At 62.3% G+C, this 13,199-nt stretch carries 12 protein-coding genes; 7 read left to right on the top strand and 5 right to left on the bottom strand.

What is annotated here, in order from left to right:
* Nucleotides 1-10: 10 nt before the first annotated feature.
* From DIC66_RS02420 to DIC66_RS02410, 3 genes are all read right to left on the bottom strand, one after another.
* Nucleotides 11-931 carry an ABC transporter permease subunit gene (locus DIC66_RS02420; RefSeq protein ID WP_117173650.1) on the bottom strand — a complete coding sequence of 307 codons (921 nt, stop codon included), beginning with the start codon at nt 929-931 and terminating at the stop codon, nt 11-13.
* Nucleotides 928-1,938, bottom strand: coding sequence for an ABC transporter permease subunit (locus tag DIC66_RS02415; RefSeq protein WP_117173648.1), 1,011 nt, complete (start codon nt 1,936-1,938; stop codon nt 928-930). Before DIC66_RS02415 ends, DIC66_RS02420 begins: the two co-directional genes overlap by 4 nt.
* Before the next feature lie 105 nt (nt 1,939-2,043).
* Nucleotides 2,044-2,511 (bottom strand): SWIB/MDM2 domain-containing protein, encoded by a 468-nt coding sequence (locus DIC66_RS02410; protein WP_117173646.1) that lies wholly within the window; start codon nt 2,509-2,511, stop codon nt 2,044-2,046.
* Between the two features lie 178 nt (nt 2,512-2,689).
* Between DIC66_RS02410 and rraA the strand changes: the two genes are divergently transcribed.
* Nucleotides 2,690-3,211: a ribonuclease E activity regulator RraA gene (gene rraA, locus DIC66_RS02405; RefSeq protein WP_117173644.1), complete on the top strand. Its 522-nt coding sequence runs from the start codon at nt 2,690-2,692 to the stop codon at nt 3,209-3,211.
* Between the two features lie 39 nt (nt 3,212-3,250).
* Here the strand turns inward: rraA and DIC66_RS02400 are convergent, their stop codons facing one another.
* On the bottom strand, nt 3,251-4,207 hold the full coding sequence (locus tag DIC66_RS02400; RefSeq protein WP_233505750.1) for a DMT family transporter: 957 nt from the start codon (nt 4,205-4,207) through the stop codon (nt 3,251-3,253).
* Nucleotides 4,208-4,401: 194 nt separating this feature from the next.
* On the opposite strand from DIC66_RS02400, the gene speB reads away from it, so the two are divergent.
* Complete coding sequence (gene speB / locus DIC66_RS02395) at nt 4,402-5,322, top strand: agmatinase (protein WP_117173642.1); 921 nt, start codon at nt 4,402-4,404, stop codon at nt 5,320-5,322.
* Between the two features lie 18 nt (nt 5,323-5,340).
* On the top strand, nt 5,341-6,642 hold the full coding sequence (locus DIC66_RS02390; RefSeq protein ID WP_117173640.1) for an NAD(P)/FAD-dependent oxidoreductase: 1,302 nt from the start codon (nt 5,341-5,343) through the stop codon (nt 6,640-6,642).
* Here the strand turns inward: DIC66_RS02390 and pdxR are convergent.
* Nucleotides 6,639-8,111 (bottom strand): MocR-like pyridoxine biosynthesis transcription factor PdxR, encoded by a 1,473-nt coding sequence (gene pdxR, locus DIC66_RS02385; protein WP_117173638.1) that lies wholly within the window; start codon nt 8,109-8,111, stop codon nt 6,639-6,641. The genes DIC66_RS02390 and pdxR overlap by 4 nt on opposite strands.
* A 181-nt stretch (nt 8,112-8,292) precedes the next feature.
* On the opposite strand from pdxR, the gene DIC66_RS02380 reads away from it, so the two are divergent.
* The 4 genes from DIC66_RS02380 (at nt 8,293) to DIC66_RS02365 (ending at nt 13,152) form a co-directional block, all read left to right on the top strand.
* A complete protein-coding gene (locus DIC66_RS02380; RefSeq protein WP_338052471.1) occupies nt 8,293-8,997 on the top strand; it encodes a gamma-glutamyl-gamma-aminobutyrate hydrolase family protein in 705 nt (234 codons plus the stop codon).
* Nucleotides 8,998-9,036: 39 nt separating this feature from the next.
* Nucleotides 9,037-10,404: a glutamine synthetase family protein gene (locus tag DIC66_RS02375; protein WP_117173634.1), complete on the top strand. Its 1,368-nt coding sequence runs from the start codon at nt 9,037-9,039 to the stop codon at nt 10,402-10,404.
* 56 nt (nt 10,405-10,460) lie between these two features.
* Nucleotides 10,461-11,918, top strand: a complete 1,458-nt coding sequence (locus tag DIC66_RS02370) for an aspartate aminotransferase family protein (RefSeq protein WP_117173632.1) — start codon at nt 10,461-10,463, stop codon at nt 11,916-11,918.
* 76 nt (nt 11,919-11,994) lie between these two features.
* The gene (locus DIC66_RS02365; RefSeq protein ID WP_117173631.1) at nt 11,995-13,152 is read left to right on the top strand and encodes an extracellular solute-binding protein; all 1,158 of its coding nucleotides are present in this window, start codon (nt 11,995-11,997) and stop codon (nt 13,150-13,152) included.
* The last annotated feature ends 47 nt before the right edge of the window (nt 13,153-13,199 follow it).

Below are 13,199 nucleotides of genomic sequence, written 5' to 3'. Positions count from 1 at the left end.
TTGCAGAGGCTTAGCGCTTGAGCTTTGGGTCCAGCGCATCGCGCAGGCCGTCGCCCAGCAGATTGAAGGCCAACACCGTGATCAGGATGGCCAGGCCGGGGAAGGTCACCACCCACCAGGCGCGCAACACGAACTCGCGCGCATCGGCCAGCATGGTGCCCCATTCGGGCGAGGGCGGTTGTGCGCCCAGGCCCAGAAAGCCCAGGGCCGCCGCATCCAGAATCGCCGCTGAAATACCCAGCGAGGCCTGCACGATCAGGGGCGCCGTGCAGTTGGGCAATATCTCACTGAACATCAGGCGCAGATGGCTGGCCCCGCCCATGCGTGCAGCGGTTACGTAGTCGCGCGAGGCCTCGGCAATCACGGCCGCGCGCGTGATGCGCACGTAATGCGGCAACACCACAATGGCCACGGCCAGCATGGCGTTCATCAGGCCTGGCCCCAGGATAGCTACGATCACAATCGCCAGCAGCAGGCTGGGCAGGGTCAGGATGATGTCCATCAGGCGCATTACCAGCACCTCAAAGATGCCGCGTATATAGCCGGCCAGCAAGCCCAGCACGGTGCCGGAGACGATGGATATCACCACCACCGCCACACCGATCAGCAGCGAGAGGCGCGCGCCGAAGATGAGGCGCGAGAGGATGTCGCGGCCAATCGCATCGGTGCCCAGCAGGTGGGCCGAACTGCCGCCGCTTTGCCAGGCGGGCGGCACAAGGAATACAGAGTTGTCGGTCAGGTCGGGAGCATAGGGCGCGATCTGGTTGGCAAAGGCGGCCAGCAGCAGCACCAGGCACACAATCACCAGGCCGCCCACTGCGCCCTTGTTGGCGGAAAAAGAGCGCCAGAAATCACGCAGCGGGCTCACATGGGCCGCCAGTGCGTCGCTGTCGGCCTGGCTCAGGGTCACGCTGTTGTTGGTGCTGCTCATGATTGGTGCCGGATGCGGGGGTTGATGATGCCGTAGGTCACATCGACCAGCAGGTTGACGGCCATGACCACCACGCCGAGCAACAGCATGCCGCCTTGCAGCACGGGGTAGTCGCGCCGGCTGATGGCTTCGATCAGCCATTTGCCCACGCCTGGCCAGGAGAAGATGGTCTCGGTGAGGATGGCGCCGGTGAATAGCACGCCCACCTGCAGCCCGATGACGGTGATGACGGGAATCAGCGCATTGCGCAGCGCATGCACGGCCACCACCCGCAGATTGGACAGGCCCTTGGCGCGGGCCGTGCGGATGTAGTCCTCACCCAGGACTTCGAGCATGGCCGAGCGCGTCATGCGCGCGATCACCGCCAGCGGGTTGGTGCCCAACACAATGGTTGGGAGCAGCAGATGCGAGAGGGTCGACAAAAACGCGCCTTTCTGGCCTGACAGCAGCGAGTCGATCAGCAGGAAGCCCGTGACCGAGTCAAAGAAGTATTCCACCGATATGCGGCCTGACACGGGGGTCAGGTCCAGCTGCACCGAGAACAGCAGAATCAGCAACAGGCCCCACCAGAAAATCGGCATGGAATAGCCCGCCAGGGACACGCCCATGACACCGTGGTCCAGTACCGAGTTGCGCTTGACTGCGGCCAGAATACCGGCCGGTATGCCGATGATGAGCGCAAACAGAATGGCACATACCGCCAGCTCGATGGTGGCCGGGAACAGGGCGCCAAACTCGCTGAGCACCGGTGCCTGCGTGATGATGGATTTACCGAGGTCGCCGTGCAGCACCTTGCCGATGTAGATGCCGTACTGCACGATGACGGGTTGGTCCAGCCCGTATTCGGTGAGCAGCTTGGCGTGGCGGGCTGCATCGATGCCACGTTCGCCGGCCAGGGTTTCAATCGGGTCACCCGGGACCAGACGGATCAGGAAGAAGGCCAACAGGGTCATGCCGAAGAAGGTCGGGATGACCAGGCTCAGGCGCGTGAGTACAAAGCGGAACATGGGGCTCGGTCCTGGTTGGAAAGGGAAACAGCATACACAAGGCGCCAGGCCAAACAAAAAAGGCCGGCATGCGCCGACCCTTTTTGGCTGGTGCCAGGACCCGGATTACTTGAGGTGCTTGCCGATCAGGCCAGCCATCTCAAACATGGAAACCTGTGCCTTGCCGAAGACTTCCTTGAGCTTGGCGTCGGCATTGATCATGCGCTTGTTAACGCTGTCTTGCAGACCGTGCTTTTTGATGTAAGTCCACAGCTTGCTGACCACTTCGGTGCGGGGCAGGCCATTGGTGCCAACCACTGCTGCCAGTGCTGCGCTGGGTGTCAGTGCCTTCATGAAGGCGGCATTGACGGTGCGCTTCTTTGCGGGAGCAGCCTTCTTGGCTGGAGCTGCCTTTTTGGCAGGAGCGGCAGCCTTCTTCGCGGGAGCTGCCTTCTTGGCAGGAGCCGCAGCCTTCTTGGCTGGTGCAGCGGCCTTGACGGCTACCTTCTTGGCTGGAGCCGCTTTTTTAGCGGGTGCCGCAGCCTTCTTTGCGGGAGCGGCTTTTTTTGCAGCCGGTTTTTTTGCAGTTGCCATGATTGATTGTCCTTCTAGAAGTTGATTAATCACCAGGAAGAAGTCTGCGTCTTCACTGGTAGAGCGCATGCTACTGGAGAAAATAGGCGATTCCAAGCGGGAAAATACTTTTTTCACTCGAGGATGTTGTTTTTTTCATTGGAGAATTGATGCTTTACGCAAAAAGGAGCGCCCCAGCATGAGTACGTCGTTTGCCACCTGTGATTTTTGTGACGCCCACAAGGCCGACAGCTCCGGTGATTTTCGTGTTTTGCCTCCGGCGTTTCTCGATTTCGGCCAGCTCAAAACCTTCGCCGGTCCGGTGGAGACGGTCAAATGCTTTGAGGACAACACCCTGGTCAAGGCTGCAGTGGACGCGCAGGGCTGGATCGACACGCCCCAGGGCCGTGTGGCCAAGGTGCTGGTGGTGGATGGTGGCGGCTCCCTGCGCCGCGCCCTGCTGGGCGGCAACCTGGGCGCGGCAGCCGCGCGCAATGGTTGGGCCGGTGTGGTGATCGACGGCTGTGTGCGCGACACCGCGGAGCTGGCTGGTCACGCAGTGGGCATACGCGCCTTGGCCGCCATGCCCATGCCCACCGAGAAGCGCCAGGAAGGCCAGGCCCAGGTGGCGGTGCAGATCCAGGGCGTTTGGGTGCGTCCCGGTGATTGGCTCTATGCCGATGCGGATGGCATCGTGGTCAGCAGCAAGGCATTGCAGTAACGCGCCTGCGGTCCGTAATTGCGCACGGGGCCGCGGCCTTCAAACGTGCGGCTCAATCGCAGTCGGGGCCTGGCGACCCGGCAGTGTGGCCAGCAAGACGCCGAGCAGGGCAATGGCAAAGGCCAGCATCTGCAGGCCACCCAGCGGCTCCCCCAGCACCAGCACGCCCACCAGGGCAGCCGAGATGGGCAGCAGCACGGTGAATACACCTGCGTGCGCCGCAGGCACATTTGTTGAGCCCGTCATCCATAGCCACACGGTCCAGACGCTGGCAGCCATGGCGTAAAACACCAGCAGCAACCAGGATGAGGCATGCACGGCGGCGAAGTCGAAATGCCAGGCGGTGTAAATCCCCAGGGGCGTCATCAGCAAAAAGCCGCACAGGTTGATGAGGGCGCTGATGCGCTTGGGTGACACAGCGCCGGTGAGCTTCTTGCCGATCACCGCATAAAAGGCCTCGCACAAGACCGCGCCAAACACCAGCAGGTTGCCCAGCAGCACGCGGCTGCCGCTTGCAGCGTCCGATGCCGCTCCGGCGGCCGGGCTGTGGCGGGTGAGGGCCAGCAGCCCAATGCCCACAGCGCCACAGGCCACCGCAGCCCAGATGCGCGGCCCAATGGTTTCCTTCAGGAAGACCCAACTCATCAGCGCCACCACCGCCGGTATGGCCGCCATGATGACGCCGGCCGACACGGCACTGGTCATGCTCACGCCAAACAGCATGCAGATGGAAAACAGGAAGTTGCCCAAAAACGATTCCAGAAACAGCAGCTGTTTGGTGGCCCGTGTCATGGGCGCTTCACCCGGCGGCTTCTTGAGCCAGTGGGCCATGGCAATGCCGCCAATGCCAAAGCGCAGCCAGGCCAGCAGAAACACCGGCAGCGCGGCGACCAGCGGCTTGGACAGAGCCACATAGCTGCCGGCCAGCGCCATGCTCAGGGCCAAATAGCCATAGGCCAGCAGGCGCTTGGAGTTGTGTGTGGCGGTGCGGTGCATGGGTATCAGGCTTGGGTGTGGGCTTTGCGTGTGCGTGGGCTTGGCAAAGCGGCTGAGCGTACACCATGGTGCGCGGCGAGCAGGGCCCTGGGCTGCACCGCAGTGGTTTAGCGCCCTCTGCCTGAATTGGACCCAGCCGGTGCAGGCCGCGTGCGCTAACGTACTGGCTTTGTGATCCACCCCACAGGTACCCCATGGCCATCGGACAATTTGCATACGCCAACAACAGCAACCGCTTTCTGGCAGCACCCCAGCTGGGCACGCAGCCCTTTGCGGTCTGCGGCGTTCCGTTTGACGGTGCTGTAACCAATCGCCCCGGTGCCCGCTTCGGTCCGCAGGAAATCCGCCGCGCCTCGCTCATGCTGTGCGATGGCATACACCCCGTGTTTGATGTCAGTCCACTGGAGCACCTCGGCGATGCCGGTGACATGCGCCTGCCCAATGCCTCGCCGCTGACAGAGGTGCGTGCGCATATCGAACAGCAGGCAGCAGCGCTGATGGCCCGCCACCACTGTGTGTTCATCGGTGGCGACCATTCCGTGACCTTGCCCCTGCTGCGCGCACTCAAGGCCCGGCACGGCCCGGTGGCGCTCATCCACTTTGATGCCCACTGCGACACCTGGAGCAGCCATTTCGATGAACCCTCGGGCCACGGCACCTGGACCTATGAGGCCATCCAGGAGGGGCTGGTGGAGCGCAGCCGGACGGTGCAGATTGGCCTGCGCTCCAGCGGCGAGCGCGCAGCACGCGAGTACGTCCAGGACCAGGGCGGACTGATCTACACCGCGCGCAGTCTGCGCGGCCAGGATGGCCTGGGGCTGGGGCCTGTTATCGAGCAAATCAAGGCACGCATAGGTGACACGCCCTGCTACTTGACGCTGGACATAGACTGCCTGGACCCGGCCTATGCGCCGGGCACCGGCACGCCCGAGCCCGGAGGCATGAGCAGTTCGCAGGTGATGACCTTTCTGGAAGAACTGGCGCCGCTCAACTTCGTCGGCATGGACTGCGTGGAAGTGGCACCGGCCTACGACCATGCCGAACTTACCAGCAATGCGGCTGCCCAATTCATCTGGACCTATCTGTGCGGCCAGATAGCCAAGGCAGGCCGCTAAGCCATTCAAGGACATCCCATGCTGCTCGATTCCGACACCCTGCTCAACCAGAAAAGTTATTACGAAGCCAGCGCACAGCGCGAGCCTGTGGGTGCGCCCCTGCAGGGTGATATCACGGCCGATGTGCTGGTGGTGGGGGCCGGCTTTGCCGGCCTGTCGGCGGCCATCGAGTTGGCAAAGCGAGGCTACAAGGTGGTGGTGCTGGAGGCCGACCGGGTGTGCAGTGGTGCTTCAGGCCGCAACGGCGGCCAGGCCATCGTGGGCTATGCCAGCGGGCAGGAGCCCTTTGAGGCGCAACTGGGCAAGGCCGACGCGCGCCTGGCCTGGGACATGTCGGTAGAGGCCATGGACCTGATGGATCAGCGCATTGCGGAATTCAACATCGACTGCGACCGGGTCTCCGGCTACCTGTATGTGGCCGATTCGCCGCGCAAAGCGCGGGCCCTGGAGGCGGACCTGCAGGCGATGGAGCGCGACTACGGTTTCAAGACGGACTTCTGCACGGGTGATGCGGTGCAGCGCCACATCCAGAGCCCGCGCTACTGCGCCTCTGCCTTCGAGCGCAAATCGGGCCATTTGCATCCCCTGAAGTTTGGCCTGGGTCTGGCGCGTGCGGCGCGCAGCCTGGGCGTGCAGATTTTTGAGCAGTCGGCCGTGGTGGATATCCAGCGCGGCGCCACGCTCAAAGCCCGGACCACACGCGGCACGGTGAGCGCGCAGTGGGGCGTGCTGGCTGGCAACTGCACCCTGGGCGAATACGGTCCGCGCGTGGCGCCGGAGTTGCAACCCCGCATCATGCCGGTGGGCACCTACATCATTGGCACCGCACCACTGGGTGCCAAGCTGTGCCAGCAGCTCATCCCCAGCAATGCATCGGTGTGCGACAACAACTTTGTGCTGGACTACTTCCGCTTCAGCGCTGATCACCGCATGTTGTTTGGTGGCCGTGTGAGCTACTCCACCCGCACGCCCAAGGACCTGGGCGCTGTCATGGCCCGGCGCATGGCCAAAGTGTTTCCCGCGCTGCAAGGTGTGCCGGTGGATTTTGTGTGGGGCGGCTTTGTGGACATCAGCATGAACCGCGCACCGGACTTCGGGCGCTTGGGCAACAACCTGTTTTACCTGCAGGGCTTCAGCGGCCACGGTGTGGCGCTAACAGGGCTGGCCGGCAAGGTGGTAGCCGAGGCGGTGATTGGGCAATCCGAACGCTTTGATGTGTTTGCCCGGTTGCAGCACCGCAATTTTCCGGGTGGCGCGCTGCTGCGCAAGCCCAGCTTGGTGCTGGGCATGGCCTATCACCAGCTCAAAGACCTGCTCTAGGGTAGTCGCGCAAGTTCGGCGTTGATGGCTTTGGCCAGCAACGGCCCGTAGTGTGCAATGTCGGCCAGCGGTGCGTAGCCGTAGCCGATCACCAGGCCCTTGGCATCCGTGCGCTCCAGGCAATAGGCACTCAGGGCGCGCACCGTCATGCCCAAAGTGCCAATGCGCAGGGCCAGGGCCTTGTCGTCCACTGCAGCGGGCAGGCGCAGGCACAGGTGCAGGCCCTGCTCTGCGCCCGAGATCTGCGCATGCCGCCCCAGGCAGGGTTGCAGTGCGGCCAGCAGGCACTGGCGGCGCTCGGCATAGCTGTGGCGCGCGCGGCGCAGGCTGCTGGCGAAGTGGCCCAGCTCGATGAACTCGGCCAGGGCCGCCTGCAAGGGCATCTGCCCGGGGCGGTTCAGGTCGTAGTGTGCCTGCTTGAAGGCGTCCACCAGGCGCTTGGGCACCACCAGATAACCCAGCTTGAGGCCGGGGTACAGCACCTTGGAAAACGAGCCCATGTAGAGCACGCGCTGGTCCTGGTCCAGGCCCGCCAGGGAGGACAGAGGCGGGCCGCTGAAGCGGAACTCGCTGTCGTAGTCATCCTCCAGAATCCAGGCGTTGTGCTTGGCCGCCAGGGCCAGCAGTTGCTGGCGGCGCGGTAGCGACATCACCGCACCGGTGGGGTACTGGTGCGAGGGCGTGGTGTAGACCAGGCGGGGAGGGTGCTTTTCATCGGCCGGGCAGGGCGCCATGCCATGCTCGTCCACCCGCACCGGGTGCGGCTTCAGGCCGGTGGCCATGAAGGCCTTGATGGCGCCCCAATAGGCCGGGTCCTCCAGCCACACGGTGTCTCCATGGTCCCCCAACAACTGCGCACACAGCTCCAGTGACTGCTGCGTGCCGCTGGTGATGATGACCTGGTCCACGTCGAGTGGCACGCTGCGAAACACGCGCAGGTAGTCAGCCACGGCGCGGCGCAAGGGCGCATGGCCGCCGGTGTAGCTGTAGTCCAGCATCTCGGGGTAAGTCATGCGCCAGTGCTTGTTCTGCAGGCGCTGCCACAGGGCTACCGGGAAGGCGCTGAAATCGGCAGGGCCCGGGGTAAAGGGCTGCACCTCCAGCTGTGTGGCGCAGAAGGTGGTGGAAAGCGCCGTGCCACGTTTGGACAGCCGGGCCTGGCCGGCCGGCGCGCGGCCATGTGCGGCCCGCACATGGGCCTTGGGCACGTTGTCGCTGACGTAGGTGCCGCTGCCCACGCGGCTGGCCAGATAGCCTTCCACCCCCAGCTGGTTCAGAGCAGCCACCACGGTGTTTCGCGACAGCTTCAGGTCTTGTGTGAGCTCGCGGCTGGAGGGCAGACGGTCACCGGCGCACAGCTTGCCGTCCAGGATGGCGCGGCGCATGGCTTCGTAGAGTTGCCGGTGAAGCGGCATGTTGTCCTGTTGGCTCAGGCGCCCCATTTCGGTAAGTAGCAATTCGGACAGCATGCGGTTCCTGTGTAGCGTGGCCATTCTCAACTGGCACCATGGGGCCACCTCAAATGGCTCCGGAATGCGGCCAATTCTGCAACACAATCAGAGCCACAACACGGAGACATGTATGAAAAAGCCACCGATATTGGTATGGCTACCTGCTGACCATCGCCTCCTGGGAACCGGAGAGCGCAGCATGCCCTTCCTGGTTCTGGGCGACAAGTACGCCCGGGCCGTCAAAGCCGATGCGCATGCGCAACCGGTGCTGTTTCCTCTGGTTGATGCCGACCAGATCGACGAGCTACTGGCACTGGTGGATGGCGTGATGCTGACGGGCTCCCCCTCCAATGTGCACCCCACTCGTTTTGGTGCCGACTTGGCTGACCCGACCCTCATGCTTGATGAAGCACGCGATGACCTGACCCTGGGCCTGGTGCAGGCCTGCGTGGCCCAAGGCGTGCCACTGCTGGGCATATGCCGCGGCTTCCAGGAAATCAATGTGGCCCTGGGCGGCACGCTGCATCAAAAAGTACATGAGCTGCCAGGGCATAGCGACCACAGGCAGTCTCCAGACGGCAGCTACGAAGAACAGTACGGCCCCAGCCACACAGTGCGCTTCGAGCAGGATTGCGTTTTTGCCCGTTGGGCCGGAGCCGACCACGCGATGGTGAATTCCGTGCACGGTCAGGGTGTTGGCCGCTTGGCACAGGGATTGCGTGCACTGGGCCATGCGCCTGATGGCCTGGTGGAAGCCTTTGAAGTGGAAGGTGCACAAGCCTTCGCCTATGCGGTGCAATGGCACCCGGAATGGAAGGTTGCACAGAACCCGCTGTCTGTTGCCCTGTTTCATGCATTTGGCGAAGCCTGCCGTGCGCGACAAGTGAAGCGCCTGGGCCGTTAAAACAAGTTTTGTACGCTGCCACGCAGCAAGGAGAGAGCAATGAGTGAAACCAAGAACATGAATTTCAATGACCTGGAGCAGTGGCTCAACGAGCGCCGCGTAACCGAGGTGGAATGTCTGGTGCCCGACTTGACCGGGGTGGCCCGCGGCAAGATTTTGCCCCGCGCCAAGTTCACCGAAGACCGCGGCATGCGCCTGCCCCAGGCCATCGTGGCCATGGGCGTGACCGGTGAATTCCCCGAGAGCGGCCCCTACTACGACGTGATCGACCCCACCGACAAGGACATGCAGCTGCGCCCCGACCCCAGCACCGTGCGCATCGTGCCCTGGGCGGCCGACCCCACCGCGCAGGTGATCCACGACTGCTTTGACCACGCTGGCAACCTGGTGCCGTTTGCACCGCGCAGCGTGTTGCGCCGCGTGTGCGACCTGTTTGCCGCCGAGGGCCTGCAGCCCATCGTGGCGCCCGAGCTGGAGTTCTACCTCACCGCCCGCAACACCGATCCCAACACCTTGCTCAAGCCGCCCATTGGCCGCAGCGGCCGCGCCGAGACTTCGCGCCAGGCCTACAGCATTGACGCTGTGAACGAGTTCGACCCGCTGTTTGAAGAAATCTACGACTACAGCGACAAGATGGAGCTCAACGTGGACACGCTGATCCACGAGGTGGGTGCCGGCCAGATGGAGATCAACTTCTTCCACGCCCAGCCGCTGGGCCTGGCCGATGAGGTGTTCTTCTTCAAGCGCACGGTGCGTGAAGCGGCCCTTCGCCACGATATGTACGCCACCTTCATGGCCAAGCCGATTGCCGGCGAGCCCGGCAGCGCCATGCATGTGCACCAGAGTCTGCTGGACGTGGCCAGCGGCAAAAACGTGTTCAGCAACCCGGATGGAACACCCAGCGAGATGTTCATGCACTACATCGGTGGTCTGCAGCGCTACATTCCGGCGGCCATGGTGCTGGTGGCACCGTATGTGAACAGCTACCGCCGTCTGTCGCGCAATACCGCTGCGCCCATCAACATCGAATGGGGCTATGACAACCGCACCGTGGGCATCCGCTCGCCCATTTCCAGTCCGGCCGCACGCCGTGTGGAAAACCGCGTCATTGGTGCCGACGCCAACCCGTATGTGGCCATGGCCATGACGTTGGCCTGCGGCTATTTGGGTATCAAGAACAAGATCAAACCCAAGCCCGAGATGCGTGGCGACGCTTATCTGTCGGCCTATTCGCTGCCGCGCAGTCTGGGCGAGGCGCTGGATTGGCTGCGCAAAGAGACTGACCTGCACGAGATCCTGGGCAAGGAGTTTGTGACGGTTTACACCGAGATCAAGGAACTTGAATTCGATGAATTCATGAAGGTGATTTCGCCCTGGGAGCGCGAGCACTTGCTGCTCCACGTGTAAGCACAACAGCCCTGTTTTTAACCCTCCCTTTTGATTCAGATTTCGACAGGAATGCTATGAACTCCAACTCGTTTGCTCCCGTGATTGCACCGCCCGCCATCTTGGCCAAGGCGCCGGCCATGGACACCAAGACGGTGCAGGCCATGGACAGCGCGCACTACATCCATTCTTTCACCGACCATGCAGATCTGGCCACGCGCGGCGCGCGTGTCATGACGCATGCCGACGGCATTTACGTGTGGGACTCCGAAGGCAAGAAAATTCTCGATGGCATGAGCGGCCTGTGGTGCGTGAACGCTGGTTACGGCCGCAAGGAAATAGCCGACGCCGCCTACCAACAGATGATGACGCTGCCCTACTACAACAGCTTCTTCCAGACCACCAACATCCCCGCCGCCAAACTGGCCGCCAAGCTCGCGTCGCTGGCACCCAGCGTGGGGGACCGCAGCTTCAACCACGTGTTCTATTCCAGCAGCGGCAGCGAGAGCAATGACACCAATGTGCGCATGGTGCGCCGCTACTGGGACCTGCTGGGTCAGCCCCAGCGCAAGACGATTATTGGCCGTATCAACGGCTACCACGGCAGTACCATGGCGGGTGCTTCCCTGGGCGGCATGAGCGGCATGCATGCGCAGGGCGACTTGCCGATCCCCAACATCACGCACATTGAGCAGCCTTACTTTTTCGAGAACGGCCTGCCGGGCGAGAGCGAGGCCGATTTTGGTATCCGCGCCGCAGGCTGGCTGGAGACCAAAATTCTGGAGCTGGGTGCCGACAAGGTGGCCGCCTTTATCGGCGAGCCGGTGCAGGGTGCAGGCGGCGTGATCATTCCGCCATCCACCTACTGGCCCGAGATTCAGCGCATTGTGGACAAGTACGGCATCCTGCTCATCAGCGACGAGGTCATCTGCGCCTTTGGCCGCCTGGGCCACTGGTTTGCCTATGAAAAGTTTGGCTACAAGCCCGACCTGGTGACCTTTGCCAAGGGCGTGACCAGCGGCTATGTGCCCCTGGGCGGTGTGATGGTGGGCAACCGCGTGGCCGATGTGCTGATCGAAAAAGGTGGCGAGTTCAACCACGGCTACACCTACAGCGGCCATCCGGTGGCCTGTGCGGTGGCGCTGGCCAATCTGGAACTGATGGAGCGCGAGAACCTGGTGGGCCGGGTGAAGGACGACATTGGCCCTTATCTTGCCAAACGCTTTGCCGAACTCAACAACCATCCCCTGGTGGGACTGGCTGAAACCTGCGGCTTTGCGGCGGGCCTGGTGCTGGTAAAGGACAAGGCCACCGGTGAGTGCTTTGACTCCAGCCTGGGTGTAGGCATGATCTGCCGGGGCCACTGTTTTGGCAACGGGCTGATCATGCGTGCTGTGGGCGACCGCATGATCATTGCACCACCGCTGATCATGACCCATGCCCAGATTGACGAAATGATGGCATTGATCTTGCGGTGCTTGGACCTGACTGCCGCCGATTTGAAACAAAGAGGGTTGTGGTCGGCAAACCTGTAATAATTTTGTGGTGGCACTTAACACGGGCCTCCCGCCCGGTGGCCATCCCTTCCGAAACCTATGGAGAAAACTTGCAATGAATAAAGTCCTTTGGTCCAGTGTGATGGCTGCCCTGATGCTGGCGGCCTGCGGTAAAAAAGAAGAGGCTCCCGCAGCACCAGCTGCTGCACCCGTGGCCAGCGCCCCGGCGGCTCCTGTGAATGCCGAGGAAAAAGTCCTCAACATCTACAACTGGCCCGACTATGTTCCCGAAGGCATGATTGCCGCCTTTGAAGCCGAGACCGGCATCAAGGTCAACTACGACACCTTCGAGACCAACGAAGCCCTCAACGCCAAGCTGGTGGCAGGCAACACCGGATATGACATCGTGGTGCCCGGCACGTCGTTTAGCCCTGCACAGACCGAAGCCGGCTTCTTCCAGCCGCTGCAAAAAGACAAGCTCAAGAACTACGTCAATCTGGACCCCGCCATCATGATGGGCCTTCAAAAGGCCGATCCTGAAAACAAGCACCTGGTGCCGTGGGCCTGGGGTTTCACCACCGTGGGCATCAACCGCACCAAGGTTGAAAAGGCACTGGGCAAGCTGCCCATGCCCGAGAACGCCTGGGACCTGGTGTTCAAGCCCGAGTACACCTCCAAGCTCAAGTCCTGCGGCATTGCCTATCTGGATTCGCCCACCGAAGTGTTCCCGCCCGCGCTGCATTACATCGGCAAGGATGCCTACTCCAACGATCCCGCAGACCACAAGGAAGCTGGCGCCATGCTGGCCAAGGTGCGCAAGGACGTACGCATCTTCAGCTCCACCATGATTGACGACATTGCCGGCGGCAAGGCCTGCGTGGCCCTGGGTTGGTCGGGCGATGTGAACATTGCGGCCGGTCGCGCCAAGGAAAATGGTTCCAAAGATGTCATCGAAGCACTGCTGCCAACCACTGGCGGCCTGATCTTCTATGACTCGATGGCCATCACCAAGGATGCCAAGCACCCGCTCAATGCCCATGCTTTCATCGACTTCTATCTGCGTGCCGAAAACGGTGCCAAGATGGCCGATGAGATGAGCTACTCCACCGGCAACAAGGCCGCACTGGAAAAGATGAAGCCTGAAGTCGCTGGCAACAAGACCATCTTTGTGGACTCCGAGTACGCCAAGAAAATGGTGGCACCTGGCAAGTTCACCAACGAAGGCCGCGAAAGCATGGCCAACGCCTACACTGCCTTCAAGAAGGGCAAGTAACTTGCCTGGCTAGTAGCAGGGGGCTGTTTGTACGCTGTGTATGAACA

It is taken from the genome of Rhodoferax lacus, from assembly GCF_003415675.1.
GTDB classification, from domain to species: Bacteria; Pseudomonadota; Gammaproteobacteria; order Burkholderiales; family Burkholderiaceae_C; genus Allorhodoferax; species Allorhodoferax lacus.
The sequence above is the reverse complement of the archived record's forward strand: the minus strand, read 5'-3'. Positions and strand labels throughout refer to the sequence as shown.